Origin of the sequence: Pseudomonas sp. UYEF17 (assembly GCF_040546125.1) — a bacterium.
Classification (GTDB): Bacteria; Pseudomonadota; Gammaproteobacteria; order Pseudomonadales; family Pseudomonadaceae; genus Aquipseudomonas; species Aquipseudomonas putida_Z.
In genome coordinates this window covers 1-26,008 of record NZ_JBEPNE010000003.1, presented here as the reverse complement: position 1 = coordinate 26,008, position 26,008 = coordinate 1, and the positions used below count along the sequence as shown (strand labels likewise).

General features: G+C 63.5%; 23 protein-coding genes. 12 read left to right on the top strand and 11 right to left on the bottom strand.

Going from position 1 to position 26,008, the window contains the following annotated elements; translation table 11 throughout:
• Positions 1 to 41: 41 nt before the first annotated feature.
• The 5 genes from ABIB24_RS05495 to ABIB24_RS05475 all read right to left on the bottom strand — a co-directional run bounded on the left by ABIB24_RS05495 (position 42) and on the right by ABIB24_RS05475 (position 4,985).
• Entirely contained in the window at positions 42 to 743 is a 702-nt protein-coding gene (locus ABIB24_RS05495) for an ABC transporter ATP-binding protein (protein WP_013973921.1), read from the bottom strand.
• Positions 744 to 1,511, bottom strand: a complete 768-nt coding sequence (livG, locus tag ABIB24_RS05490; protein WP_025340358.1) for a high-affinity branched-chain amino acid ABC transporter ATP-binding protein LivG — start codon at positions 1,509 to 1,511, stop codon at positions 744 to 746. It abuts the gene before it with no gap.
• Complete coding sequence (locus ABIB24_RS05485; protein ID WP_025340357.1) at positions 1,508 to 2,764, bottom strand: high-affinity branched-chain amino acid ABC transporter permease LivM; 1,257 nt, start codon at positions 2,762 to 2,764, stop codon at positions 1,508 to 1,510. The genes livG and ABIB24_RS05485 overlap by 4 nt, the downstream gene beginning before the upstream one ends.
• Entirely contained in the window at positions 2,761 to 3,684 is a 924-nt protein-coding gene (livH, locus tag ABIB24_RS05480) for a high-affinity branched-chain amino acid ABC transporter permease LivH (protein WP_025340356.1), read from the bottom strand. The genes ABIB24_RS05485 and livH overlap by 4 nt, the downstream gene beginning before the upstream one ends.
• Before the next feature lie 185 nt (positions 3,685 to 3,869).
• On the bottom strand, positions 3,870 to 4,985 hold the full coding sequence (locus ABIB24_RS05475) for a branched-chain amino acid ABC transporter substrate-binding protein (RefSeq protein ID WP_025340355.1): 1,116 nt from the start codon (positions 4,983 to 4,985) through the stop codon (positions 3,870 to 3,872).
• A gap of 359 nt (positions 4,986 to 5,344) precedes the next feature.
• Here ABIB24_RS05475 and ABIB24_RS05470 point away from each other — a divergent pair, with 359 nt between their 5' ends.
• Positions 5,345 to 5,656 (top strand): DUF2288 domain-containing protein, encoded by a 312-nt coding sequence (locus tag ABIB24_RS05470; protein WP_274079438.1) that lies wholly within the window; start codon positions 5,345 to 5,347, stop codon positions 5,654 to 5,656.
• 263 nt (positions 5,657 to 5,919) lie between these two features.
• A complete protein-coding gene (locus tag ABIB24_RS05465) occupies positions 5,920 to 6,807 on the top strand; it encodes an NAD(P)-dependent oxidoreductase (protein WP_075046117.1) in 888 nt (295 codons plus the stop codon).
• Here the strand turns inward: ABIB24_RS05465 and ABIB24_RS05460 are convergent.
• Positions 6,707 to 8,971: a putative bifunctional diguanylate cyclase/phosphodiesterase gene (locus tag ABIB24_RS05460; protein ID WP_274121148.1), complete on the bottom strand. Its 2,265-nt coding sequence runs from the start codon at positions 8,969 to 8,971 to the stop codon at positions 6,707 to 6,709. The genes ABIB24_RS05465 and ABIB24_RS05460 overlap by 101 nt on opposite strands.
• 294 nt (positions 8,972 to 9,265) lie before the next feature.
• The gene (rapA, locus tag ABIB24_RS05455) at positions 9,266 to 12,112 is read right to left on the bottom strand and encodes an RNA polymerase-associated protein RapA (protein ID WP_075046115.1); all 2,847 of its coding nucleotides are present in this window, start codon (positions 12,110 to 12,112) and stop codon (positions 9,266 to 9,268) included.
• A 161-nt stretch (positions 12,113 to 12,273) separates the two neighbouring features.
• Here rapA and ABIB24_RS05450 point away from each other — a divergent pair, with 161 nt between their 5' ends.
• The 7 genes from ABIB24_RS05450 to ABIB24_RS05420 all read left to right on the top strand — a co-directional run bounded on the left by ABIB24_RS05450 (position 12,274) and on the right by ABIB24_RS05420 (position 17,177).
• Positions 12,274 to 12,969: a M949_RS01915 family surface polysaccharide biosynthesis protein gene (locus ABIB24_RS05450; protein ID WP_025340349.1), complete on the top strand. Its 696-nt coding sequence runs from the start codon at positions 12,274 to 12,276 to the stop codon at positions 12,967 to 12,969.
• 63 nt (positions 12,970 to 13,032) lie between these two features.
• Entirely contained in the window at positions 13,033 to 13,362 is a 330-nt protein-coding gene (locus tag ABIB24_RS05445; protein ID WP_085590175.1) for an aspartate-semialdehyde dehydrogenase, read from the top strand.
• Positions 13,363 to 13,429: 67 nt separating this feature from the next.
• Positions 13,430 to 13,591, top strand: a complete 162-nt coding sequence (locus tag ABIB24_RS05440) for a hypothetical protein (RefSeq protein ID WP_075046112.1) — start codon at positions 13,430 to 13,432, stop codon at positions 13,589 to 13,591.
• A gap of 135 nt (positions 13,592 to 13,726) precedes the next feature.
• Complete coding sequence (gene ccoM, locus ABIB24_RS05435; protein ID WP_283206076.1) at positions 13,727 to 13,843, top strand: cytochrome c oxidase subunit CcoM; 117 nt, start codon at positions 13,727 to 13,729, stop codon at positions 13,841 to 13,843.
• 270 nt (positions 13,844 to 14,113) lie between these two features.
• Positions 14,114 to 16,102 carry an FUSC family protein gene (locus ABIB24_RS05430; RefSeq protein ID WP_354316193.1) on the top strand — a complete coding sequence of 663 codons (1,989 nt, stop codon included), beginning with the start codon at positions 14,114 to 14,116 and terminating at the stop codon, positions 16,100 to 16,102.
• Positions 16,089 to 16,295 carry a DUF1656 domain-containing protein gene (locus tag ABIB24_RS05425; protein WP_046614712.1) on the top strand — a complete coding sequence of 69 codons (207 nt, stop codon included), beginning with the start codon at positions 16,089 to 16,091 and terminating at the stop codon, positions 16,293 to 16,295. Before ABIB24_RS05430 ends, ABIB24_RS05425 begins: the two co-directional genes overlap by 14 nt.
• A gap of 12 nt (positions 16,296 to 16,307) precedes the next feature.
• A complete protein-coding gene (locus tag ABIB24_RS05420) occupies positions 16,308 to 17,177 on the top strand; it encodes an efflux RND transporter periplasmic adaptor subunit (protein WP_354316192.1) in 870 nt (289 codons plus the stop codon).
• Positions 17,178 to 17,318: 141 nt separating this feature from the next.
• On the opposite strand, the gene ABIB24_RS05415 is transcribed toward ABIB24_RS05420, so the two are convergent.
• On the bottom strand, positions 17,319 to 18,077 hold the full coding sequence (locus ABIB24_RS05415) for an SDR family NAD(P)-dependent oxidoreductase (protein WP_137164698.1): 759 nt from the start codon (positions 18,075 to 18,077) through the stop codon (positions 17,319 to 17,321).
• Positions 18,078 to 18,188: 111 nt separating this feature from the next.
• On the opposite strand from ABIB24_RS05415, the gene ABIB24_RS05410 reads away from it, so the two are divergent.
• Together ABIB24_RS05410 and ABIB24_RS05405 are read left to right on the top strand one after the other, a co-directional pair.
• Complete coding sequence (locus ABIB24_RS05410; protein WP_075046109.1) at positions 18,189 to 19,097, top strand: LysR family transcriptional regulator; 909 nt, start codon at positions 18,189 to 18,191, stop codon at positions 19,095 to 19,097.
• Between the two features lie 122 nt (positions 19,098 to 19,219).
• Positions 19,220 to 19,555, top strand: coding sequence for a DUF2025 family protein (locus ABIB24_RS05405; protein WP_013973906.1), 336 nt, complete (start codon positions 19,220 to 19,222; stop codon positions 19,553 to 19,555).
• 179 nt (positions 19,556 to 19,734) lie between these two features.
• Here ABIB24_RS05405 and ABIB24_RS05400 read toward each other — a convergent pair whose 3' ends face one another.
• Both ABIB24_RS05400 and ABIB24_RS05395 read right to left on the bottom strand, forming a co-directional pair.
• Positions 19,735 to 22,320, bottom strand: a complete 2,586-nt coding sequence (locus ABIB24_RS05400; RefSeq protein WP_354316191.1) for a bifunctional diguanylate cyclase/phosphodiesterase — start codon at positions 22,318 to 22,320, stop codon at positions 19,735 to 19,737.
• A 51-nt stretch (positions 22,321 to 22,371) separates the two neighbouring features.
• Positions 22,372 to 23,445: a diguanylate cyclase gene (locus tag ABIB24_RS05395; RefSeq protein ID WP_137164847.1), complete on the bottom strand. Its 1,074-nt coding sequence runs from the start codon at positions 23,443 to 23,445 to the stop codon at positions 22,372 to 22,374.
• Positions 23,446 to 23,575: 130 nt separating this feature from the next.
• Here ABIB24_RS05395 and ABIB24_RS05390 point away from each other — a divergent pair, with 130 nt between their 5' ends.
• Entirely contained in the window at positions 23,576 to 24,667 is a 1,092-nt protein-coding gene (locus tag ABIB24_RS05390; protein WP_025340338.1) for an MBL fold metallo-hydrolase, read from the top strand.
• A 3-nt stretch (positions 24,668 to 24,670) separates the two neighbouring features.
• Here ABIB24_RS05390 and ABIB24_RS05385 read toward each other — a convergent pair whose 3' ends face one another.
• Positions 24,671 to 25,567, bottom strand: a complete 897-nt coding sequence (locus ABIB24_RS05385; protein ID WP_137164695.1) for a formate/nitrite transporter family protein — start codon at positions 25,565 to 25,567, stop codon at positions 24,671 to 24,673.
• Between the last annotated feature and the right edge of the window lie 441 nt (positions 25,568 to 26,008).

The window sequence follows — 26,008 nt, the reverse complement described above, 5'->3', positions numbered from 1 at the left end:
GGCAGGTAGAAAAAAGGGCCAGTAGATGGCCCTTTTCCCGGTCAACCCCCCAGGTACGCGTCGCGCACCTTCGGGTCGGTCAACAGTGCTTCCCCAGTACCCTGCATCACCACCCGGCCGTTCTCCAGCACATACGCCCGGTCAGCGATCTTCAGCGCCTGGTTGGCGTTCTGCTCCACCAGGAACACCGTCACGCCATCACGGCGCAGCTGTTCGATGATGTCGAAGATCTGCTGGATGATGATCGGCGCCAGGCCCAGCGAGGGCTCGTCGAGCAGCAGCAGCTTGGGTTTGCTCATCAGCGCCCGGCCAATGGCGAGCATCTGCTGCTCGCCACCGGACATGGTGCCGCCACGCTGGATATAACGCTCCTTCAGGCGCGGGAACAGCTGCAGCACCTTGTCCAGCTGCTCCTGGTAATCGCCCTTGTCGGTGAAGAAACCGCCCATCGCCAGGTTTTCCTCGACGGTCAGGCGGGAGAACACACGGCGGCCTTCCGGCACCACCGCGATGCTCTTGCGCATGATGTGCGAGGACGGCTGGCCGACCAGTTCTTCACCCAGGTACTTGATGCTGCCGCTGTGCGCCTGCGGCGAGCCGCACAGGGTCATCAGCAAGGTCGACTTGCCGGCACCGTTGGCGCCGATCAGGGTAACGATCTCGCCCTGGTTGATCTCCACGTTCACGCTGTGCAGCGCCTGGATCTTGCCGTAGAAGGTGGAAACGTTCTCGAACTTCAGCATTTACGCTTCCCCCAGGTAGGCTTTGATCACGTCAGGGTTGTCGCGGATCTCTTCCGGCGTGCCGTGGGCCAGGGGGGTGCCCTGGTTGATCACCACGATATGGTCGGAAATGCTCATCACCAGCTTCATGTCGTGCTCGATCAGCAGCACGGTGACGTTGTGCGACTCACGCAGGTAGGCGATCAGCGCCTTGAGGTCTTCGGTCTCCTTCGGGTTCAGGCCCGCTGCCGGTTCGTCGAGCATGATGATGCGCGGCTGGGTCATCATGCAGCGGGCGATTTCCAGGCGGCGCTGCTGGCCGTAGGCGAGGGTGCCGGCGGTACGGTTTGCGAACTCGGTCAGGTTGACCTTCTCCAGCCAGTACTGCGCGCGCTCCATGGCCTCCTTCTCGCTGCGGCGGAAGTTCGGGGTCTTGAACAGGCCGGCGAAGAAGTTGGTGTTCAGGTGGCGGTGCTGGGCGATCAGCAGGTTTTCCAGCGCGGTCATTTCCTTGAACAGGCGCACGTTCTGGAAGGTCCGCACCACGCCCTTGCGGGCGATCTGGTGCCCGGCCAGGCCCTGGATCGGCTGGCCATCGAGCAGGATGGTGCCGCCGCTGGGCTTGTAGAAGCCGGTCAGGCAGTTGAACACCGTGGTCTTGCCGGCGCCGTTCGGGCCGATCAGTGCCACCACCTGTTTTTCCTTGACGGTCAGGCCCACGCCGTTGACCGCCAACAAGCCGCCGAAGCGCATGCTCAGGCCGCTGACTTGCAGAATTTCGCGGCTCATCGACGCAGCTCCATGTGTGGACGTTGCATAGGCAGCAGGCCTTGCGGACGCCAGATCATCATCAACACCATCAGCGCACCGAACATCAGCATCCGGTATTCGCTGAACTCACGCATCAGCTCGGGCAGCAGGATCATCACGATGGCCGCGAGGATCACGCCCAGTTGTGAGCCCATGCCGCCGAGCACGACGATGGCGAGGATGATCGCCGACTCGATGAAGGTGAACGACTCCGGCGTCACCAGGCCCTGGCGCGCAGCGAAGAAGCTGCCGGCGAAACCGGCGAAGCAGGCGCCCAGGGTGAATGCCGACAGCTTGATCACGGTCGGGTTCAGGCCCAGTGCACGGCAGGCGATCTCGTCTTCGCGCAGGGCTTCCCAGGCGCGGCCGATCGGCATGCGCAGCAGGCGGTTGATCACGAACAGCGCCAGCAGGGCCAGCAGCAGGGCCACCAGGTAGAGGAAGATGACCTTGTTGATCGAGTTGTATTCCAGCCCGAAGAACTCATGGAAGGTCTGCATGCCCTCGGCGGCACGGCGTTCGAAAGTCAGGCCGAAGAGCTCTGGCTTGGGGATGTTGCTGATGCCGTTGGGGCCGCCGGTCCAGTCGGTGAGGTTACGCAGGAACAGGCGGATGATCTCGCCGAAGCCGAGGGTCACGATCGCCAGGTAGTCACCGCGCAGGCGCAGCACCGGGAAGCCGAGCAGGAAGCCGAAGGTAGCGGCCATCAGGCCGGCGATCGGCAGGCATACCCAGAAGCTCCAGCCCAGGTAGTGCGAGAGCATGGCGTAGCTGTAGGCGCCGACGGCGTAGAAGCCGACGTAACCGAGGTCGAGCAGGCCTGCCAAACCGACCACGATGTTCAGGCCCAGGCCCAGCAACACGTAGATCAGGATCAGCGTGGCAATGTCGACCGCACCGCGCGAGCCGAAGAACGGCCACACCAGTGCCGCGACGATCAGGCCCATGATCACGTAGCGCTGGGTTTTCGGCAGGGTCAGGTAGTTGCTGACCGCCGGCGGGATCAGCTTGCGATCCGAACGGCGGCCCATTACCGAGTTCCACTGCTTGTCGAACAGCACGCGCAGGAACATCAGCACCGAGCACAGGGCAATGATGCTGAGGTTGAACGAGCCCTGGCTGTGCACGGACAGGCTGATGCCGTCGATGCTCAGTTTCAGGCCCAGTACCGGGAAGGCCACGGCCCATACCAGCAAGGCGCTGAAGAACGCCTGTTTGAGATTTCTGTTCATACTTTTTCAACCTCCGGGCGGCCCAGGATGCCGGTCGGCCGGAATAGCAGGACAAGAACCAACAAGCCGAATGCCACCACGTCCTTATACTGGTCGCCGAAGATATCGGCACCGAACGCTTCGGCCACGCCCAGCACCAGCCCGCCGAGCATGGCGCCCGGAATGCTGCCGATGCCACCCAGCACCGCCGCGGTGAAGGCCTTCAGGCCCACCAGGAAACCGGCGTTGGGGTTGATCACCCCGTACTGCATGCTCAGCAGCACGGCCGCCACCGCCGCCAGGGCGGCACCGATGACGAAGGTGAGGGCGATGATGTTGTTGGTGTTGATGCCCAGCAGGTTGGCCATCTTGATGTCCTCGGCGCAGGCGCGGCAGGCGCGGCCCAGGCGGGAACGGGAGATGAACAGGGTGAGGCAGGTCATGGCCACCAGGGTGACCACGAACACCAGGATCTGCATGTAGCTGATCAGTACTTCCTCCGCGCCGCCCGGCCCGAACGAGAAGCTTCCGGGGATCAGGTTGGGGATGGACTTGTCCTTGGAGTCTTGCGACAGCAAGACGGTGTTCTGCAGGAAGATCGACATGCCGATGGCGGAAATCAGCGGGATCAGTCGGTTGCTGTTGCGCAGGGGGCGGTAGGCAACCCGTTCGATGCTGTAGCCATAGGCACTGGTGACGAAGATCGTCGCGACGAAGGCGACGGTCATCAGGATCGGCAGCGAATGGATACCCATCATGGCCAGGCCCGCCAGGGCGATGAAGGCCACGTAGGAACCGATCATGTACACCTCGCCGTGGGCGAAGTTGATCATGCCAATGATGCCGTACACCATCGTGTAGCCGATGGCGATCAAGGCATAGGTGCTGCCGATGGTCAATCCATTAACCAGTTGTTGGAAGAAATGGTAGATCTCAGGCATTACAGCGCTCCTAAAAACCTGATTTGCATTTCGCTGGCGGGGGTAGGCCAGGAAACCGCGGGTGACGGTTTTAAGATTTTCAGGTGAACCCGCCCCCGGATCGCGGGGATCAGGCCCATGAACCTCGTAAAACAAAGCCCACTGCTCGCACAGTGGGCTTCTACGGTCAGCTATTAGTCACGCAGTTACTGAGGGGAGACTTCGGTCTTCGGCTTGCCGAAGTGCCATTCGTAGACCACGAACTTGAAGTCTTTCAGGTCGCCCTTCTCGTCGTACGACAGGGTGCCGGTCGGGGTCTTGAAGGAGCCGGCGTGGATGGCCTCGGCCACCTTCTCGGCGTCTTCGGACTTGGCGGCCTTGATGCCCTGGGCGATCAGCTCGACAGCCGAGTAGGCCGGGAACACGAACGGGCCGCTTGGGTCCTTGCCGTCAGCCTTGATGGCGTCGACGATCTTCTTGTTGGCAGGGTCCGCGTCGAACGACTTCGGCAAGGTCACCAGCAAGCCTTCGGAGGCGTTCTGGGCGATCTGCGAGATGGAGTCGTTGCCCACGCCTTCCGGGCCCATGAACTTGGCTTTCAGGCCCTTTTCCTGAGCCTGGCGCAGGATCAGGCCCAGCTCTGGGTGGTAGCCGCCGTAGTAGACGAAGTCGACGTTGTTCTGCTTGAGCTTCTGGATGATCGAGGAGAAGTCCTTGTCACCGGCGTTCAGGCCTTCGAACACGGCAACCTTGGTGCCTTTGCCTTCCAGGGTCTGCTTGACCGCGGTAGCGATGCCTTCACCGTACTGCTGCTTGTCGTGCAGGACGGCTACCACCTTCGGCTTGACGTGGTCGGCGATGTAGTTGCCGGCAGCCGGGCCCTGGGCGCTGTCCAGGCCGATGGTACGGAAGATCAGCTTGTAGCCGCGGGCGGTGATTTCCGGGGAGGTGGCGGCCGGGGTGATCATGATCACGCCTTCGTCTTCGTAGATGTCGGACGCAGGCTGGGTGGAGCTGGAGCACAGGTGGCCAATCACGAACTTGACGCCGTCGTTGACCACTTTGTTGGCGACTGCAACGGCCTGTTTAGGGTCGCAGGCGTCGTCGTATTCCTTGGCTTCGAGCATCTTGCCATCCACGCCGCCCGCGGCGTTGATATCCTTGATGGCTTGCTTTGCGCCGATGAACTGCATGTCGCCGTACTGGGTCACAGGGCCGGTCTTGGGACCTGCAATCCCGATCTTGATGGTATCGGCGGCAAACGAATGGCTGGCTACCCCTGCCAGAACCATTGCGGCGAACAGCTTGGAAATCTTGATCATAGTGCTCCACTCATTCTGTTGTAATTCTTATAGTCCTGGCGGCCAGGGCTACAGACCGGGCGGGATTTGCGGCGTGGCCATGCCAACGCGCAAGCCCACCTTCCCCCGGAACATGTCCCGGAACTGTACCGGTACAGTGTAGAGCGCTGTTCGAGCGCTTGAAAAGCGGTCGAAAAGTGCCTGCTTCCTGGGTTGTCGCATGGTCGACACAAAGATACAGAAAGGCGCCATCAAACTGCCTGCATCTGCGACCCCGCCCCACAAGTTCGGGATCAATCGACCAAATTACATATTTGAAACCGGGTTTTTCTGCAAAAATGCCGACCTTTTTTATTGGCCGATTTTTGCGGAAACCACCCATGACTGATCAAACAAGCACCCTCTATGCCAAATTGCTTGGCGAGACGGCAATCATCGAGTGGAAAGCGCTGGAGCGTTTCTGGGCCAAGGGTGACCTGATTTGGGTCGACCCGAGCCTCGACCTGATCACCGTTGCCGAGGCGATGGCCGAGAATCGCAGCGAGATCTTCGCCAAGTGGCGTAGTGATGGCACTGTTGGGCCGGTGACCGCCGAGCAGGCCCTGGACCTGCAAAGCCGCGATCCAGAGATCTGGGCGGTGGTGGTTTCGCCGTTCATCGTGATCCAGGTGAAGCCCCCGGCAGAGGCGTGATCGCTTTTGGTGCGCGAAAATGCGCAGCAGCCCCGTTTTGGTGCTCGAAGGCGCTCAAAGCGGGTAGAGGGAAGTAACAATTCGGCGTGGCGGTAACAGTTTACGGGATGCGTAATGGGGGCTGCCTTGCAGCCCTTCGCGGGCATGCCCGCTCCCACAGTCAGATGCTGCTCTTCAGACCAGCGCTGGTCCTGTGGGAGCGGGCGCGCCCGCGAAGGCCGCAAAGCGGCCCGGATCGATATCGAATTTGTCCGGAGTCATTGATGAACTCAAAACTACCTTCGCTTGGATTCGCCGGCATCGGCCTGATGGGCCTGCCCATGTGCCGCCGCCTGTTGGCAGCGGGCTACCCGCTGACCGTGTGGAACCGCAGCCCGGACAAGTGCGCGGCACTGGTCGCCGCCGGCGCGCGCCTGGCCAGCAGCCCTGCCGAACTGTGCCGCGACAGCGACATGCTGCTGCTGTGCCTGGCCGACACGGCCGTGGTCCGCGAAGTGGTGTTCGGCGAGCAAGGCATCGCTCAGGGCGGGCGCAGCGGCCAGTTGCTGATCGATTTCTCCAGCCTGGAGCCAACCGCCACCCGTGAAATGGCCGCCGAACTGGCAGCGCTGTGCGGCATGGCCTGGTTGGACGCGCCAGTTTCCGGCGGCACGCCGGGGGCCGAAGCCGGCACTCTGGCGATCATGGTCGGTGGCGAGGCGGCCGACCTGGAGCGGGCGCGCCCGGTACTGCAGGTACTCGGCCAGCGGGTGACACACATGGGGGCGGTGGGCGCAGGCCAGGTGACCAAGGCCTGCAACCAGATGATCGTGGCCTGCAATGCCTTGGTGATTGCCGAAGTGGTGGCCTTGGCTGAACAGTCCGGGGTCGATGCGACGCTGATCGCCGAAGCGCTGGCGGGCGGCTTTGCCGATTCCAAACCGTTGCAGATCCTCGCTCCGCAAATGGCCGAAAGCCGCTTCGAGCCGATCAAGTGGCACGTGCGCACGCTGCTCAAGGACCTCGATGGCGCGGTCAAGTTTTCCCGCGAGCAAGGCTCGGCGACGCCGCTCAGTGGCCTTGCCGCACAATTGATGCGCCTGCACGCAAGCCAGGGTTACCTGCAAAAAGATCCGGCGACCCTGGTTGAGCTGTATCGCAGCAAGGGCTGAACACACCGCCCTGGTGCTGCAGCCGCTCCAGCAGCGAGCGCAGTTCGGCAAGCGGCTCCGGGCGGCCCAGCAAGTAGCCCTGCAGGTAATCGCAGCCGTGGGCTTCGAGAAACGCCAGCTGTTCGGCGGTTTCCACGCCCTCGCTGACCACCTGCAGATGCAGGGTATGCGCCATGACGATGATCGCCTGGACGATCTCGCGGTCCTTCTGGCTGCCCGGCACATCCTGCAGGAAGCTGCGGTCGATCTTCAGCACGTCCAGCGGCAGGCGCTTGAGGTAGGCCAGTGACGAGTAGCCGGTGCCGAAGTCATCGATCGACAGCGCCACGCCCAGGGCGCGCACGCGCTTGAGCAGGTTGACCGTGCGCTGGATATCACCCATCAGGGCGTTCTCGGTCACTTCCAGTTCCAGCTGCCGGGGTGCGAGCCCGGCGTGGAACAGCGCCTTTTCCACTTCGTTGGGCAGTTCGTCGTGGCTGAGGGTGACGGCCGAGCAATTGACCGTGACCTTTAGGTTGCCATGGCCGTGTCGCTGCAGGTAGGCCAGGTCGGCGCAAGCGTGGCGCAGCACCCACAGGTCGAGGTCGATGATCAGCCCGTTGGCTTCGGCGATGGCGACAAAACGATCGGGCCCAAGCAGGCCGTGTTGCGGGTGTCGCCAGCGCACCAGGGCCTCCAGTTTGGCCACTTGCCTGCTGCGCAGGTCGAAGATCGGCTGGTAGTGCACGCACAGCCCATGCTCCTCGAGCAGGGCCACCCGCAGTTCCTCTTCCAGTTGCAGGGCAATCGAGGCCTGGGTCTTCAGGCTGTCGTTGAAGAAGTTCAGGCTGTTGCGCCCGTTGCCCTTGGACTGGTAAAGGGCGAGGTCTGCATGCTTGAGCAGCTCTTCGGCGGTGGTGCCGTCGTCGGGGAAGATGCTGATGCCGATACTGGTGGTCATGACCATGCGCCGTCCGCCCAGGTTGATGGGCTCTTTCATCCTCTGCATGATGCGCTGGGCCAGATGGCGGGCTTCGTCGCGGTTGTTGAGGCTGGTGACCACGCAGAACTCGTCGCCGCCAAAGCGTGCGACCAGGTCGTGGTTGCGGGTGGCGGCCTTGATGTGGCTGGCGATCACCTTGAGCAGTTCGTCGCCGGCGTCGTGACCGAGGCTGTCGTTGATGCGCTTGAAATGGTCGATGTCGAGGAACATCACTGCCAGGTGGCTTTCCGTGGCCTGGTGTTCGGCCAGGCGTTCGGCGAACACCTGGTTGAAACCGCGGCGGTTTACCAGGCTGGTCAGGGCATCGTAGTGCGCGGCCTGCTGCAACGACGCGCGGGCCTGGTCGAGCTGGCTGAGCAGCACGCTGACCCGGCGCAGGTCGTGCTCCTTGCTTTGCAGCTTCTTGTCGGCCAGCGCAGTACTGACGCTGGCAGCACTGATCAGCAGGGTGATGAAGCCGATGCCCAGCGCCAATTGCAGGCTGTTGTCGCCAGAGGGCAGGCGCAGGGCGGTGTCGGCCGGGATGACCAGGGTCATGGCCGACATCGCGGTGAAGTGGGTGGCGACGATACCGCCGGCCATCAGCAGGCTGGCGCCGTACTTCATGGCCTGGTGCAGGGTACCGCTGCCATGGCGGAAGTAGCGGGCCAGGTACAGCGCGGTCAGGCTGGTGAGCAGGGCAATGGTGGCCGAGGCCAGCAGCAGGCCGGACTGGTAGTACTGGCGGGCGCCGGTTTCCAGGGCGGCCATGCCTACGAAGTGCATCACGATGATACCCAGGCCGATCAGTACCGCACTTTGCAGGTAATGGTGTGTTTGCATCTGGCTGCGGTCGAGGCTGTGCATGGCCAGCCAGGCGACGGCCAGGGCGATGAGCAGCGAAAGGATGGTCAGGGACGCGTCGTAATGCACTTCAACTGGCGCCTGGAAGGCCAGCATGCTGATGAAGTGCATTGCCCAGATGCCACCAGCAAGGCAGCAGGCACCGAGCATGTTCCATTGTCGGTGGGCGGTGGGGTCTTCGCTGTGGGATTGGCGCTCGGCCATGTCCAGGGTGGCGAAGCAGGCCGCACAGGCGACGAAGTAGGCGAGCAGAACCAGGAACGGTTCATGCCTGCAATCAATGACGATGCGCCCGGTTGCCGGCAGGTCGGCGAACAGTTGCAGCCCCAGCCATTCCATGGAATGCCTCATGATCGAGTTTTCACTCGTCTGCGCTACAACCCTGTGCAGACTGTCCAGAGGCAGTATAGGAAGAGGTGTTTAACCCTTCCTGACTAATGGCACATTGATTTCTACGATTTGGTTATGGAACCAATCGCCGCCAAGAATATTGGCTCGCTTTTTTGTAGGAGCGGCCTTGTGTCGCGATGGGCTGCGTAGCAGCCCCAGATTTCTGCACTACCGCAAAAATGCTGGGGCTGCTGCGCAGCCCATCGCGACACAAGGCCGCTCCTACACGGGTGCGGGGAAAGACTAGCCAGCCACCAGCACGCGAATGGCTTCCAGGCGCAGGGCGGCCTTTTCCAGCATCGCCAGGCCCTCTTCGCGCTGCTTGCGCAGCGCTTCGATCTCGCTGTCGCGCACGCTCGGGTTGACCGCTTGCAGCGCGACCAGACGAGCGAGTTCTTCGTCGGCTTCAGCTGTCAGGCGACGCTGGGCCTCGGCCACGCGCTCGACGTGGGCCGGCATGACCTTGGCCTCGCCACTGCTGATGCGCTGGGCAAGCACGTCGCGCTGGGCCTGGACGAACTTGTTGGCGCTGGCGCGCGGCACGCTTTCCAGTTGGTCGTTGAGGGTTTCGAAGGCCACGCGGGACGCCAGGTCGTTGCCGTTGGCGTCGAGCAGGCAGCGCAATGCCGCCGGTGGCAGGTAACGGCCCAGTTGCAGGCTGCGCGGTGCCACCACCTCGCTGACGAACAGCAGTTCAAGCAGCACGGTGCCGGGTTTGAGCGCCTTGTTCTTGATCAGCGCCACGGCGGTGTTGCCCATCGAGCCGGACAGCACCAGGTCCATGCCGCCTTGCACCATCGGGTGCTCCCAGGTGAGGAACTGCATGTCCTCGCGCGACAGCGCCTGGCCACGGTCGTAGGTGATGGTCACGCCTTCGTCGTCGCCCAGCGGGAAGCTGGCGTCGAGCATCTTCTCGCTCGGCTTGAGGATCAGGGCGTTCTCGGAATGGTCTTCGCTGTCGATGCCGAAGGCGTCGAACAGGGTTTCCATGTAGATCGGCAGGGCGAACTGATCGTCCTGTTCGAGAATGTCCTCGACCAGCGCCTGGCCTTCGCCGGCACCGCCGGAGTTGAGTTCCAGCAGGCGGTCACGGCCGGTATGCAGTTCGGCTTCCAGGCGTTCGCGCTCGCTGCGGGCATCGGCCACCAGGGCTTCCCAGGCCTTGCTTTCGCCACCTTCGAGCAGCGGCAGCAGGCGCGGGCCGAACTGGTGCTGCAGGGCGTTGCCGGTAGGGCAGGTGTTGAGGAAGGCGTTGAGGCCTTCGTGGTACCACTGGAACAGGCGCTCTTGCGGGCTGTCCTGCAGGTACGGGATATGCAACTGGATGGTGTGCTTCTGGCCGATACGGTCGAGGCGGCCGATGCGCTGTTCGAGCAGGTCGGGGTGCGCCGGCAGGTCGAACATCACCAGATGGTGGGCAAACTGGAAGTTGCGGCCTTCGCTGCCGATCTCGGAGCAGATCAGCACCTGCGCGCCGAACTCTTCGTCGGCGAAGTAGGCGGCGGCGCGGTCGCGTTCGAGGATGCTCATGCCTTCATGGAACACCGAGGCCGGGATGCCGGAGCGCACGCGCAGGGCGTCTTCCAGGTCCATCGCGGTTTCGGCATGGGCGCAGATCACCAGCACCTTGGTGCGCTTGAGCATCTTCAGGGTGTCGATCAGCCAGTCGACGCGCGGGTCGAAACGCCACCAGCGCTCGTCATCGGCCACCTCGCCCTGGGCCTGGAAGGCGACTTCCGGGTACAGCTCGGCATGTTCGCCGGCTGGTAGGTCGCGGTACTGCTCAGGCGTGGCCAGTGGGTAAGGGTGCAGCTGGCGCTCAGGGAAGCCCTGGATCGCCGCGCGGGTGTTACGGAACAGCACGCGGCCGGTGCCGTGGCGGTCGAGCAGCTCACGGATCAGGCGCGCGCTGGCCTGGGTATCGCCGTCGCTGACCGCGGCCAGCAGGGCTTCGCCTTCGGCACCCAGGAAGCCCTGGATGGTGGCGTGGGCCTTGGGCGACAGGCGGCCTTCGTCGAGCAGTTCCTGTACGGCTTCAGCCACCGGGCGATAGTGCTCGCTCTCGGCGCGGAAGGCGGCCAGGTCGTGGAAACGGTTGGGGTCGAGCAGGCGCAGGCGGGCGAAGTGGCTGTCCTGGCCGAGTTGCTCGGGGGTGGCCGTGAGCAGCAGCACGCCCGGGATCACCTGGGCCAGCTGTTCGACCAGGCCATATTCGGCGCTGACCTGGTCTTCGTGCCAGACCAGGTGGTGGGCTTCGTCCACCACCATCAGGTCCCAGCCGGCGGCGAACAGCGCGTCCTGGGCCTTTTCGTCGTCGACCAGCCACTCCAGGGCCACCAGCGCCAGCTGGGCGTCCTCGAACGGGTTGCTGGCGTCGCTTTCGATGAAACGCTCGGCGTCGAACAGGGCCACCTGCAGGTTGAAGCGGCGGCGCATTTCCACCAGCCACTGGTGCTGGAGGTTTTCCGGTACCAGGATCAGAACGCGGCTGGCGCGGCCCGACAGCAGCTGGCGGTGGATCACCAGGCCGGCTTCGATGGTTTTGCCCAGGCCCACTTCGTCGGCCAGCAAGACGCGCGGCGCGCTGCGGTCGGCGACTTCGCGGGCGATGTGCAACTGGTGGGCGATGGGTTGGGCGCGGCAGCCGCCCAGGCCCCACAGCGCCGACTGCATCTGCTTGCTGGTGTGCTGCAGGGTGTTGTAGCGCAGGCTGAACCACGACAGTGGGTCGATTTGCCCGGCGAACAGGCGGTCGCTGGCCAGGCGGAACTGGATGAAGTTCGACAACTGGGTTTCCGGCAGGGTGCGCGGCTGGTTCTGCCCGTCCAGGCCGTGGTAGACCATCAGCCCGTCGATGTCCTCGACCTCGCGCACGGTCAGCTTCCAGCCTTCGAAGTGGGTGATCTGGTCACCTGGCGAGAAGCGCACGCGGGTCAGCGGCGCATTGCGCAGGGAATACTGGCGGGTGTCGCCAGTGGCCGGGTAGAGCACGGTCAACAGGCGGCCATCCTGCGCCAGGATGGTACCCAGGCCGAGCTCGGCTTCGCTGTCGCTGATCCAGCGTTGCCCCGGTTGATACTGCTGCGCCATACTGCCTGAACTCCCGCGATGAAAAAGCCGGTTATGTTAACGGATCGGCCGGTCAGACCAAAGTGCCGAGCGCATCGAAAGGTGCCGAAGTGCGATAGGTAGCAACAGTCTAGCCGCTTCATCGCCCCCCACCGTGCTGCCGACGAGGGCCCCGGATCAACATGTCTGCCAAGCACCGCTGGATCAGCACTTCGATGGCCGTGGGCAGCCTGTTGCTGCTGGCCGCCTGCGAGCAGAAAAACTTCGAGACCTTGCCCGCCATCCCGATCGAGCAGCTCGAGGTACTGGGTGTGCAGACACCGATCAAGAGCGTGCACTTTCGTGACCGCGACGGTGAAGGCCTGCTGGTATTGAGCCGCAGCGATGGCCAGGCCAGCGACCCGGAAAGCGAGCAGGAAGTGGACAAGGTGGTACTCAAGGCCACGCTGTACGGGCGCACCGCCGAAAACGACGCGTTCAAGGCGCGCTGGCAGATCGAACAGGAAACCACCTGCCCGGGCCTGGACCTGGACGTGGACTTCTATAACGACGTAAGCGATGTCGGCGACCTGAACAAGGACGGTGTCGCTGAGGTGACGGTTGCCAGCCACGCCTTCTGCGGCGGTGGCATCGACCCGCACGACATCGCCATCGAGATGCGCGAAGGGCAGGCCAGCTACAGCATCACCGGCCAGTCGCTGATCACCCCGGCGGGTGAAGAGCCGATCGGCGGTGAGCGTGAGGACAGCGCTTCGCTCAAGGCCGCGCCGCAGGTGCTGCGCGAGCACATGGACGCGGTCTGGCAGCAGGTGTACAAGCGGCCCTGGAGCGAGGCCAGCCCGCCAAGCGACGACGACCCTGACGACGAAGCCGAATAAGTGTTGTGCCTGCCATCAAGGTAAGCCCGCGCCTGCCGATACAGGGGGCATAGGAGAACGTCCATGCTGCCACCGATCATTCCGCTCAGTGCCGCGCCGGTGACCTCGCAACAGGACCCGGTCAAGCCGACACCCGACATCAAGCCGGTGGTGCCGACGCAGCCTGCATCCGGTGAAAGTGCCATCGACCTCAAGCACCAGCGTGACCCGCAGGAGCAGGCGCTGCTGCTGCGCGACGAGCAGCGCCGCCAGCAGCAACGCCGGCAGAAGGGCGACGACGAACGCTACAGTGCGATGCCCGGTGACGAGGTCAACGCCGACAACACCGTGCCGGTGGCGCCGTTGATGGGCGAGCATGTACGCCAGGGGCTGCTGGTGGACATCGAAGTCTGACATGGGGCTGGTCAGCGCCAGCGCCTGGCTTCATCATGCAAGTCTCAGTTGATCGTCGAGCCCACCCATGAGCCAAGACAACCTCATCGATTTCGATGCCGAACGCGCCAAGCGCGTCCACGACCTCAAGGAAAAGCGCCTGAACGAGATGCGCAATGCGTTCGAGCAGGCCCTGCCGTTGAACACCGCCAAGAAAAAGAAGCCCAAGGGCAAGCCGAAGAAGCGCTGAAACTTGACGCAGGTCAACCCTGCACCCGCCTCGCGTGCCCGGCCCCGGGCACCATTGACACCGATCAATTTTCCCCGCCCCCACATTGGTTAACTTGCACCCATCGGACAACGGCAAACGAATGGGGAGGCCAGCATGTTCTTCGACAACGTGGTTATCGCCGGAGTGATAACGGTCGGGTTGATGGTCGTCTTCTTTGCCGGTCTGGGCATTTTCATCTGGAAGGACTCGAACAAGCGCAAGCCGCGCTGACCTTCCGGGTACACGAGCACGCAAGGCATTTAGGGCGACTTCGGTCGCCCATTTTTTTGCCTGCAATTTTGGTGTTGCCTGTCCCGGCCCTTTCGCAGCACAAGGCTGCACCTACACAGTATCTGTAGGAGCAGCCTTGTGCTGCGAAAGGGCCGGGACAGGACCATCTGCACCTCATAAAGATGATTAGCTAGCTAATTAATCGTTTCCGCTTTATCCTTCCCCCCATTGTCTATCTTTCTACAAGACCATCCCCGCAAGGTCCGTCTCGTGCCCATCACCCTCCAGGCCCTGTTCGCCCCCAGCAGCCTCGCCCTCAAGTTCGCCATCAAGACCCTGCTCGGTGGCGGCCTGGCGCTGTGGCTGGCGATGCGCTGGGGCCTGGAGCAACCGTCCTGGGCACTGATGACCGCTTTCATCGTCGCCCAGCCGTTGTCGGGCATGGTGGTGCAGAAGGGCCTGGCGCGGTTGGCCGGTACCTTGGTCGGCACGTTTGCGTCGGTGCTGTTCATCGGCCTGTTTGCCCAGACCCCATGGCTGTTCCTGCTCATCTTGGCCCTGTGGCTGGCCCTGTGCACCGCCGCCTCCACCCAACTGCGCAGTGCCTGGGCCTATGCCTTCGTGCTGGCAGGCTACACCGCGGCGATCATTGCCCTGCCGGCCATCGACCACCCGTTGCAGGTGTTCGACCAGGCCGTGGCGCGCTGCACCGAGATCTGCCTGGGCATCTTCTGTGCCACCGCCAGCAGTGCCTTGCTCTGGCCCATGCGGGTAGAGCAGCAACTGGGCGGGCAGGCCCGCCAGGCCTGGCAGAACGGCCTGCAGGCCGCCAGTGCCATGCTGGGTGGCGAAGACGAGGCGCGCAAAGGCCTGCTGGAAAGCCTGGGGCGTATCGTTGCCATCGACAGCCAACGCGAACACGCCTGGTTCGAAGGCAACCGCGGGCGCCAGCGCGCTCGTGCCATTCGTGGCCTGAGCCAGAAACTGATGGTGCTGTTGCGCATTTCCCGTTCGGTGCGCCGGCAGTGGCGGCAACTTGATGAGCGCGAGGCCGAACGCCTGGCACACTGGCTGGAGGAAGTGCGTGCACTGCTGGGCAAGCCCGACCAGCCGAACCTGTTGTTGCTGCGCCAGCGCATCTGGGATGCTGCCCACGATGAACAGATCAGCCCGGCGGAGCACTTCTGCCTGGCGCGCATCGCGCTGCTGCTGGATTACGCCATGGCTGCCAGCCAGGCGCTGGACGATGTGGAGGCGGGCAGGGCGCCCAAAGATGTGTCCCAAGGCCTGGCCGCGCACCGCGACTGGTCGCTGGCTTTGCTGTTCGGCTCACGCAGTGCGCTGGCCTTTCTGGTAATGAGTGGCTTCTGGCTGGCCACCGCATGGCCTTCGGCACCAGGTGGCCTGGTGCTGACCTGCGTGGTCTGCAGCCTGTTCGCCAGCCGCGAGAACGGCGCGCAGATCGGCCTGAGCTTCCTGCGTGGGATTTTCCTGGCGATACCTGCGGCGTTTCTGGTCGGGCAGATTCTGCTGCCGCAATGGAGCAGCTTCGCCATGCTCTGCCTGGGCATGGGCGTGCCGCTGTTTCTTGGTGCGCTGGGCATGGCTCACCCGCGGACCGGGGCCACGGCCACCTCCTATTGCCTGCATTTCATCGTGCTGGTGTCGCCGCTCAACGCCATGCAGTTCGGCGTGGCCACCATGCTCAACAGTGCCTTGGCCATGCTCGTGGGTGTGTCGGCAGCGGTGATGGCCTTCCGTTTGTTGGTGTTTCGCCACCCGGCCTGGTTGGGCCGGCGCCTGCGTGCGGCGACTCAGAACGACCTGGTGCGCCTGACCCGGCGCGACCTGCGCGGGGCCGACAGCTGGTTTGGCGGGCGCATGGCCGACCGCCTGATGCAACTGGCGCGGCATGCCGGCGAACTGCCCGAGAGCGAACGCAAGCGCTGGGACGACGGCCTGCACGGCCTGGATATCGGCGACGAACTGGTGCACCTGCGCATGTGCCTGGCGGTTGCCCAAGCCCCGTTGGGGCGGGCCGAGCGCGAATACCTGCAGCAGGTAGAAGCCATGCTGGCCAAGGGGCCGGCGCCCGGGCGAGGTCAGCGCCTGGATGCTGCCAGCGAACAGTTCATTGGCGCCTTGCGCCGTCTACCCTCAAGCGATCCGCTGCGGTTGGCCGAAGGGGCGGTGCTGCAACTGCAGAAGAGCTGGGGCAAGTGGTGCCGCTGGCAGGAGGAAGCCCATGGGGTTGCGTGAGTGGGAAGTGGGCGGCGTGCTGTTCAGCCCCTTCCTTGTTTATGTGTTGCTGGCGCTGGTGCTTACCGGGTTGTTGCGTCTGCTGGTGCAGGCCACGCCGTTGGGGCGCTGGATCTGGCATGAAGCGCTGTTCGACGCGGCGTTGTTCGTTTGTGTGTTGTTCCTGGTGGTGCGACTGCTGGGAGCTTTATAAAGGAGTGTTTCGATGCGTGCGGCCGTACGTACCCTGGTCACCTTGTGTGTGGTGGCCCTTGCCGTGTTCGCCGGCTATCAGCTGTGGCAGTACTACATGCTTACCCCCTGGACCCGCGATGCCCGTGTGCGCGCCGATGTGGTGGTGATCGCCCCTGATGTGTCCGGCTGGGTGCGCGAGCTGAAGGCCCGTGACAACCAGCAGGTCAAGGCCGGCGACCTGCTGATGAGCATCGACCGCGAACGCTTCCAGGCGGCCTTCGACCAGGCCAGCGCGGTAACCGAGACCCGCAGCCAGCAACTGCGCCTGCGCGAGCGTGAAGCGGCCCGGCGTACCGCCCTGGGGCCGGAGGCGATCAGTGCCGAATTGCGGGAAAACGCCCAGATCAATGCGGCCATCGCCCGTGGTGAGCTGCATGAGGCCGAGGCACAGTTGCAGGTTGCCAGAATCAACCTGGCGCGCAGTGAAGTGCGGGCACCGCGCAGCGGGCATATCACCAACCTGCGCCTGGCCGAGGGTAACTATGTGAACACCGGGGAATCGGTGATGGCCCTGGTGGACGATTCAACCTTCTATATCCAGGCCTACTTCGAGGAAACCAAGCTGCCGCGCATTCGTGTGGGGGATGCGGTGAAGGTCTGGCTGATGGGCGCAGGCGAGCCGATGCAAGGGCATGTGGAAAGCATCAGCCGTGGTATCACCGACCGCAACAGCAACCCCGACAGCCAGTTGCTGCCGGAGGTTGAACCGACCTTCAACTGGGTGCGCCTGGCGCAGCGGATACCGGTGAGGATCCGCCTCGACCAGGTGCCGGAGGGCGTGACCCTGAGTGCGGGGATGACGGCCAGTGTGCAGGTGCATGAGGAGCAGAATCGGCCGTGAGGGCCAAGGGGGCTGCTGAGCAGCCCATCGCGACACAAGGCCGCTCCTACAGGCGATCGCGTATTCCCCGTGCGATTGCGTATTCTTGTAGGAGCGGCCTTGCGTCGCGATGGGCCGCAAAGCGGCCCCAGATTCTCGATTTCAGAGGAACATCCCGCCTGAAACCTCCAGCCGTTGCCCGTTGATCCAGCCATTGCCATCTTCCAGCAACAGCGCAATCGCTGCTCCGATATCATCCGGCAGGCCCACGCGCCCCAGCGCCGTGTTGCCGGCAATGTATTCATTCACCTGGCGGTTGTCCCGCACCACGCCGCCGCCAAAGTCCGTCTCGATCGCCCCCGGCGCCAGAATGTTCACGCGAATACCACGCGCGCCCAGTTCCTTGGCCTGGTAGCGGGTCAGCACCTCCATCGCCCCCTTCATCGCGGCATAGGCGGCATACCCCGGCAGCGCAAAGCGCGCCAGGCCAGTGGAAATGTTGACGATGCGACCATTGTCGACCAGCAGCGGCAGCAGGCGCTGGGTGAGGAAGAACGGTCCTTTCAGCTGGATGTTCAGCAACTGGTCGAACTGCGCCTCGCTGGTTTCGGTGTATGGCACGTTCAAGCCGATCCCGGCATTGTTCACCAGAAAATCGAAACGCTCGCGACCGAAGTGTTGCTGCAAGGTTGCCCCCAGGCGTTCGGCGAAGCCGGCAAAGCTGGCGCTGTCGCTGACGTCCAGTTGCAACATGGCGGCCTTGACCCCGGCCTGCTCCAGCCGCACGGCCACGGCCTGGGCTTCCTCGGCCTTGCTGTGGTAGGTGCCGATGACATCGATGCCGCGTGTGGCCAGGTGTTCGGCAGTGTTGCGGCCCAAGCCGCGGCTGGCGCCAGTGATCAGGGCAATCTTGCGGGTCATGGTGAAAACCTCATGGTGGGCTGATGAGCACAGGTTATTGGTCGGTGTTGTGCTGTTAAATCCAGCAAATATGGAAATACTGTTCGGTAAAACCGGATAGACGAGGTTCAAGTGAACAAGCTGGAGTTGCTGCGCACCTTTGTGCGGGTGAGCGAGGTCAGCAGTTTCACCCTGGCTGCCGAGAGCCTGGGGCTGCCCCGTTCGACCGTGTCGGAGCAGGTCAGGGCGCTGGAGCGTTTGCTGGGTACGCAGCTGTTCAACCGCACCACCCGCCGGGTGCAGGCAACCCAGGATGGCGCCTTGCTGTACGAGCGCAGCAAGGACCTGCTGTCGGGCATGGACGAGATCGAGAGCCTGTTCTGCGCCGACGACGCCGAGCTGGCCGGGCGCCTGCGGGTCGACCTGCCGACCATGATGGCCCGTCGGGTCATCATCCCGGCGCTGCCGCAGTTTCTGCAGCGCTTCCCGCGCCTGGAGGTGGAGCTCAGTTGCACCGACCGCCAGGTCGACCTGCTGCGTGAAGGCTTCGATTGTGTGATGCGCATTGGTGCCCTGCATGACCTGGACGTGGTGGCGCGCCCGGTCGGGCAACTGAGCATGCGCAACTGTGCCAGCCCTGCCTACCTGGCCCGTCATGGCGTGCCGCGCACGCTGCAGGACCTGGCCGAGCACCACCTGGTGCACTACGTGCGCACCCTTGGGGGGCGCAGTGCCGGTTTCGAATACCTGCAGGGCGGTGAACTGCACTTCCAGGCCATGGCCGGAGTGGTCACGGTCAACAATGCCGAGGCCTACTCGGCGGCCTGCCTGGCCGGGCTGGGGTTGATCCAGGTGCCGGCGGTGGGCGTGGCCGAGCACCTGCAGCGCGGTGAGCTGGTTTCGGTACTGGAAGGCTGGCAGGCCCCGGCCATGCCCGTGTCACTGCTGTATGCCCGGCAACGGCACGTGCCACGCCGGGTGCAGGCCTTCATGCAGTGGCTGGGCGAGGTGCTGCATTCGCAGGTTGACGGTGACCGCTGATCGATGAAAAGCGTGGCGCCTGTGCGACGGCTTGCGTTAGGCTGCCAGTCACGAGTTGCCCGGCAGAGGCAACCACCCCCGCCTGGCGTGCGTATCTTCCGATTTCATTGCGAGGTTACGTCATGGCCATCACTTCCCAGGACATCTGCAACGCTGCCGACCAGCTCAAGGGCTTCGTCGGTTTTCATGGCAAGCGCGGTGTGCACATCGTGCGTTTTTCCGAAGATTCGTTCGGCATGGACGTGGCCGACGCCAGCATCACGCCCTGCAGCGAGTTTGTCTGGCGGCCCGAGCAAGGGCAGCGCATGGCCCTGTGCCGCGAACGGCTGGCGCTGTTGCTGGAGCAGCATGTGGATGACCGTTTGAACATCGGTGAACCGCTGCGCACCTACCTGCGCCGGCGCGACCTGCCGGAAATCGTGGCAGAGCGCAGCTTGCAGCGGGATTCCGCTCTGTAACAGCGGAGTAACTGCCTCGCTCGAATACCGAAAACCTGCACCATCACTGTGGGCGCGGGTTCACCCGCGAACACCGGCGAAGCCGGTGCCATATACCGAGTTGCATTTTTCGCGGGTGAACCCGCTCCCACAGGGGATGTGCAAGTATCAAACCTGCACAAGACAGTTACGTCCGCGCGCTACAGGTAGGGCGCCGAACGCTGGGATGCCTGCTGCAACAACGCCTCGAGCCCCGCACTGTCCAGCGGCTTGCTCAGGTAATAGCCCTGCACTTCATGACAGCGGTCCTTCTGTAGTGCCCTGAGCTGCTGCTCGCTCTCCACCCCTTCGGCCGTCACCGTCAGCCCCATCGCTTCGCCCAGGTTGATGATGGCCTGGACCACGGCGCGGTCGCTGCCAGCGGTGTTGTTCAGCCCGCCGATGAAGCGTTTGTCAATCTTGATGCTGTCGAACGGGTAGGTGCGCAGGTAGCCCAACGACGAGTAGCCGGTGCCGAAGTCGTCCATGTTCAGGCGCACGCCCAGCTCCTTGAGCGACAGCATGGTGCCCAGCGCGCCTTCGATGTCATTGAGCATCACGTTCTCGGTAATTTCCAGCTCCAGGCGCTGGGCAGGGAAGGCGGTTTCCAGCAGGATCTCGCGTACATCGGCCACCACATCGCTGCGCAGGAACTGCGCCGGTGACAGGTTCACGGAAACCAGTACATCGGCGGGCCAGTCATGGGCGGTGCGGCAGGCTTCGCGCAGCACCCAGCGGCCCAGCGCAACAATGATGTCACTCTGTTCGGCCAACGGAATGAAGGTGTCCGGCCCCAGCAACCCCTCCTGCGGGTGCTGCCAGCGCAGCAAAGCCTCGACCGCGACGATGCGCAGGTCGCTGAGGCGATAGCGCGGCTGGTAGTGCAGCTCGAATTCCTGGTTGCGCAGGGCCCGACGCATGTCGTTCTCCAGTTGGCGGCGGTACTGGATCTGCTGGTTCATTTCGGCTGCGAAATAGCGCCAGGTGCACTTGCCGTCGGCCTTGGCCTGGTAAAGGGCGATATCGGCGCAGCGGATCAGCTCGCCGGCATCGAAGCCCTGGGTACGGGTCTGGGCGACACCGATACTGGCGCCAACATGCAGGGGCTGGTTATCGAAGATGATCGGTTGCTGCAGCAGGCTGATCAGGCGCGCACAGAAGCGGTCGATCTCGCTGCGGTTGTCCATGCCGCCGAGCACCAGGAGGAACTCGTCGCCGCCCAGGCGCGCGACCAGGTCGCCATCGCGGGTGCTGTCGCGCAGGCGTGTTGCTACCTCCTGCAGCACGGCGTCACCGGCGGCATGGCCGAGGGAGTCGTTGATCGGCTTGAAGTTGTCCAGGTCCAGCAGCAGCAAGGTCAGTGGCGGCGAATCACTGCCGCGCAACAAGGCCTGCTCGAGGTGCCGGGCGAGCTTGTTGCGGTTGGCCAGCCCGGTCAGCGGGTCGTGCAGCGACAGGTGCTGGATGCGCGCATGAGCGTCGACTTCGTCGGTGATGTCGCTGGCGGTGCCGCGAAAACCGACGGGCTTGCCGTCGTACCAGATGGCGCGGGCCGATATCCGGCAGTAGCGGTTCTGGCCATTCTGGTCGCGGTAGGTGCAGCGCAGGTTGGCCAGTTGTTGCGGGTCGACCGCGGCCAGGGCATCCAGCCACGGCGAGAGCGGCGTGGTATCGCAGGCCAGCAACTGATTGAGCGGGTGGCCTAGCCAGTCGTCCACCGGGTAGCCGGTGACATTGACGAAGCGTTGCGAAAGGTAGGTCAGGCGTTGTTGCCGATCGGTTTCCCAGATCCAGTCGGAGGCCGACTCGGCCACTGCGCGAAAACGCTGCTCGCTGGCCTCCAGGGCCTGGTTGCTCTGCTGCAGATCGGCGAGCGTGAGGTCGATCGCCCGCGAACTGCGCAAGGCATGGCGGAACAGGTACAGCATGACTAGGCCGAGTATCAGCAAGGCACCCGCCAGCGGCGGCAACACCGCACGCAGCAACTGCTGCCCTGGCAGCGGGCTGCTCCAGGACAGGTGGTAGCCGGTATCGCCGAGGTCGATGCGCAGGTGGCCGTGCTCCCCCACATCATCGTTTTCCACGTGCATGCCGGTCAGGCCGGCACCGCTGCTCAGCTGTGCCAGCTTTTCCTCGGTGAGCTGGTCGACGAATAGCATCACCGGCGCCTGGCGCACCTCGCTATCGGTGACATCCCGGTCCGGGCGCACCGCCGCGGCACTGAGCACTGCCGGCCAGCCGTTGAACAGGACGAAACGGGTGATCTGTTCACGTGGGATGGCTGCCGCCCGGGCCTGGTCGATGATTGGCTGCAGCGCTGCATCAATATAGGTATTGGCCGCCGCCTGGGTCGGCTGGCCTTTGAACAAACCGTAGGTGGTGCGAGCGTCCTCCACCACGAACACCCCTTCATAGCCGCTGGCGCTGTAGAGCGACTCGCCCACGTTCTTTTCTTCGTAGGCCCATTTCCAGTCGGCCTGGCCCGCCAGGTGTTCGAAGGCAGCATCCCACACGGCGTAGCTGGACAGGAACTGGCGCGAGGCGAGCAGCCGTTGCTCCAGCGCCTTGGTTGCCTGCGAGGCACTGCGCTGGCGCTCCTGATGGTCAAGAGTACCCGCGATATTGAACAGGGCGCCGAGGATGATCAGGCAGGCCAGGCCGAAAACTGCGCTGAAGCCGGCAATCAGGCGACGCACCTGGAAGCGTGGTGTGGGGCTGGCGGGTGGAAGGTTGGCGGTCCTGGCCATGCGCGAGCGGCTCCTTCAGGCAGCCTCCCGCCAGTTAGTCAGGAAGGAGGTTCAATCAGGATAGGCCAGCCTGAGCGCCGCAGCGTCTCTGTGGGCAAAATTGACCTGGTCGCGCCCGGCATGCTTGGCGGTGTACAGCGCCTTGTCCGCCTGTTCGAGCCAGTGTTCGGGTGACTCCAGGTCGGCCTCGAATGCCGAAAGGCCGATGCTCAGGCTGATGCGCAGGTGCGGCAACTGCGGGTTGCGGTAGCTGGCGACCTGCTCGCGCAGGCGCTCCATGGCCTGGCAGGCTTGGGCCTCGCTGGTGTCCGGCAGGATCACGCAGAATTCGTCACCACCGTAACGCCCGGCCTGGTCGCCTTCGCGCAGATTGCGCCGCAGCTCGGCGCCGAGCTGGCGCAGCACACAGTCGCCGACCACGTGGCCGAAGGTGTCGTTGATGGTCTTGAAGTGGTCGATGTCGATCAGGGCAATCACCGCGTGCCCCTGTTGCTGCTGGCAAGCCTGGAACTTCAGCAGCAGCAGGTCTTTCCAGGCGCCGTGGTTGAGCAGACCGGTCAGGCTGTCGGTAAGGCTCAGGGTGCTCAGCCGGCGCTTGTGGTCGGCCAGCTTGATCGCCAATTGGTAGCAGACCCAGCCCAGCGCCAGCGGGTAGAGGGTCAACATCGGCAGGCATGCATAGACCTGCAGGGGCGTCGCGTTCAGTTGCAGGCCGGGGCCCAGCAGCAGGATGGCGACGAGCATGCCCGTCAGCTGGGCCAGCACCCCGCGAACGACCATGCGTTTGCCGCCGGCGGCGACGTTGTTCATGGTCATCATCGACAGCACGGTCACGCTGGGCAATGGATTGAAATGCATGGCGGCGGTCCAGAACCCACCCATCAGGGAGTCCAGCACCAGGTTGCGCTGTTCTGCCTGGTAGGGCATGGCCGAACGGGCGGCCCACAGGTAGGCCACATGCGGCCACACCAGGCCGTTGAACAGTACCAGCAGCCATGCCCAGGTGGGCGGTGACAGCGGCGCCATGGCGGCCATGACGCTGAACAGGCCAATCCCCAGGCCGATGACCCGCGGCAGGTAGATGCGTTTGGCGAATGAAAGTCCTTTGCCGCTGCGTTTATCCATATTGGTCATCGTTCTTCTGCTGAAGCACCGTTTATCGCATAACTCGCATGAATATTGTTGAACAGTGTTTCATCGACGAAAAATGACCTTACAAGCCAATTCACGGTTGATCCGATCACTGTGGGGTAACATGAAGGCTTTCCTGTTGCTCGGAGTGTTGCTGATGGTCCCTTTGGCCAACCCTGCCGGCGAGCCGGCGCCTCAGCGGGAAGGGCGCTTTCACAATCAGGCGTCGTTGCCACAGGATGGCGTATTGAAGAAACTGCGCATCGGGCTCAAGTACCTGTTCCTGCGCAAACCGCCGGAAACCCGGCCGGCCACACCGGTCAGCCTCCAGCCCATGACCCGCCAACAGGTGCTCGATGCGCCCGACCGCAGCCTTTGGCGCCTGGGCCATTCCACGGTATTGCTCAAGCTGCGCGGGCGCTTCTTTATTACCGACCCGGTATTCGCCGAGCGCGCCTCGCCGGTGCAGTGGGCCGGCCCACTGCGCTTCCATGCGCCGCCCCTGGCGCTGGACCAGTTGCCGCCGTTGGCTGCGGTGGTACTGTCCCACGATCACTTCGATCATCTTGACGAACAGGCGATTCGCCAACTGGCATCGCGCACCAGTGTGTTCCTGGCGCCGCTGGGCGTAGGCAACCTGCTGATGACCTGGGGCGTAGCACCGGCAAAGGTGCGGCAGCTGGACTGGTGGCAGGAAAGCGAGGTCGAGGGCGTGCGCTTTGTCGCCACCCCGGCTCAGCACTTTTCCGGGCGTGGGCTGCTGGACAGCAACCGGACCTTGTGGGCGTCGTGGGTGATCGTCGACGAGGATGTGCGGGTATTCTTCAGTGGCGATACCGGCTACTTCGATGGGTTCAAGCAGATTGGCGAGCGCTTCGGGCCGTTCGACCTGACCCTGATCGAGACCGGGGCCTACAACGTCGCCTGGCCCGATGTGCACATGCAGCCGGAGCAGAGCCTGCAGGCCCATCTGGATCTACGCGGGCGCTGGCTGTTGCCGATTCACAACGGCACCTTCGACCTGTCCATGCATGGCTGGCAGGAGCCGTTCGAGCGCATCCTGGCGTTGGCCAACCAGGCGCAGGTGCGTCTGAGCACGCCGCAGATGGGGGAGCGGGTCAGCCTTGACTCTCCGCACGCCGGGCAGAACTGGTGGCAGCCGCGGCCCGTGCGTCAGCGCGGCCAGGCGAACGAGCGCGTGGTGGCGGCACGCTGAAGTTCATTTGTTGCCGTTGTTGCGGCGCGGGGAGGGTGGCTGGTCCTCTTTCAGTAGTCGTGAGGGCGGTTTGCCGCTGTCGCTGCGCACCTGTGCATGGCTGATCAAGCCGAAGATGAAGCTGCCGCCGATGATGTTGCCCGCCAGAGTTGGCAGGGCGAACTCCAGCCAGAAGCTGCGCCAGGTTTCATCGCCGGCCCAGACCAGATAGGACACCTCGACCGAGCCGACCACGATATGGGTGAAGTCGCCCAGGGCCATCAGGTAGGTGATCATCAGGATGATCCAGATCTTGGCATGTTCCATCGATGGGATCATCCAGACCATTGTGGCGATCATCCACCCCGATACGATGCCTTTGGCGAACATCTGGCTGATATCGTTCTTCATGACCTTGCGGCCCACCTCCAGGAAGGCCACATCGGTCTTGCTGTCGAAGATCGGCAGTTCCAGCATTACCCAGGCCACCAGCAAGGTGCCGGCGAGGTTGCCAAGCAGTACAACGCCCCAAAGGCGCAGCAGGCGCCCGAAGTTGGCCAGGGTGGGGGCGGTCATTACCGGCAACACGGCGGTCAGGGTGTTTTCGGTGAACAACTGCTGACGCGCCAGTATCACTGCAAGGAAGCCTGCGCTGTAGCCGATGCTGGCGATTACCTGAGCGCTGTCCCCCTCTGGCAGGCGAGCATAGAAAAGGCCCATGGCCATGAGCGACAGCCCCATGGACAAGCCTGCGGCCAGTGCCGACCACCACAGTGCGGCGAGTGTACGTTCCAGTTCCTGGTCGCCCTGGTAACGAATGATCTCGTGCAGTACTGCCGCGCGGGGCGGCTGGCTAAGGCTGACTTCCTGCTCCTCGTCCGCCGACAGGCCCGGGGTTTTCTCGCTTTGCGCATCGCTCATGGCCGCTACGCTCCGTGGGGGTGTTTCTCTACAGATTCGCGGCGCTTTCATTAGTTGCCGGCGAGGAGACAAACGCCGGCAGAAAGTTTTTTCAGATCAAGGTGTTGACTCTGATTTCAAAGCGCGTATTATTCGCCTCCTCGCAGCGATGAACGCTTCGAGGCGAGCGGTAAGTTGTTGAGGTTGAAGGGTTTCGAAAGAAACCAGCTGTAAAAAACTTCAAAATAAACGCTTGACAGCAAATGAGGAAAGCGTAGAATGCGCGCCTCGGTTGAGACGAAAGGCTCTTAACCAAACGCTCTTTAACAAATCGAATCAAGCAATTCGTGTGGGTGCTTGTGAGTACGGACTGACAGTCACAAAGATTATCAGCATCACAAGTGACCATGCGAGAAATCACATAGTCATTTGAGATTGCTGAGCCAAGTTTAGGGTTTCTTA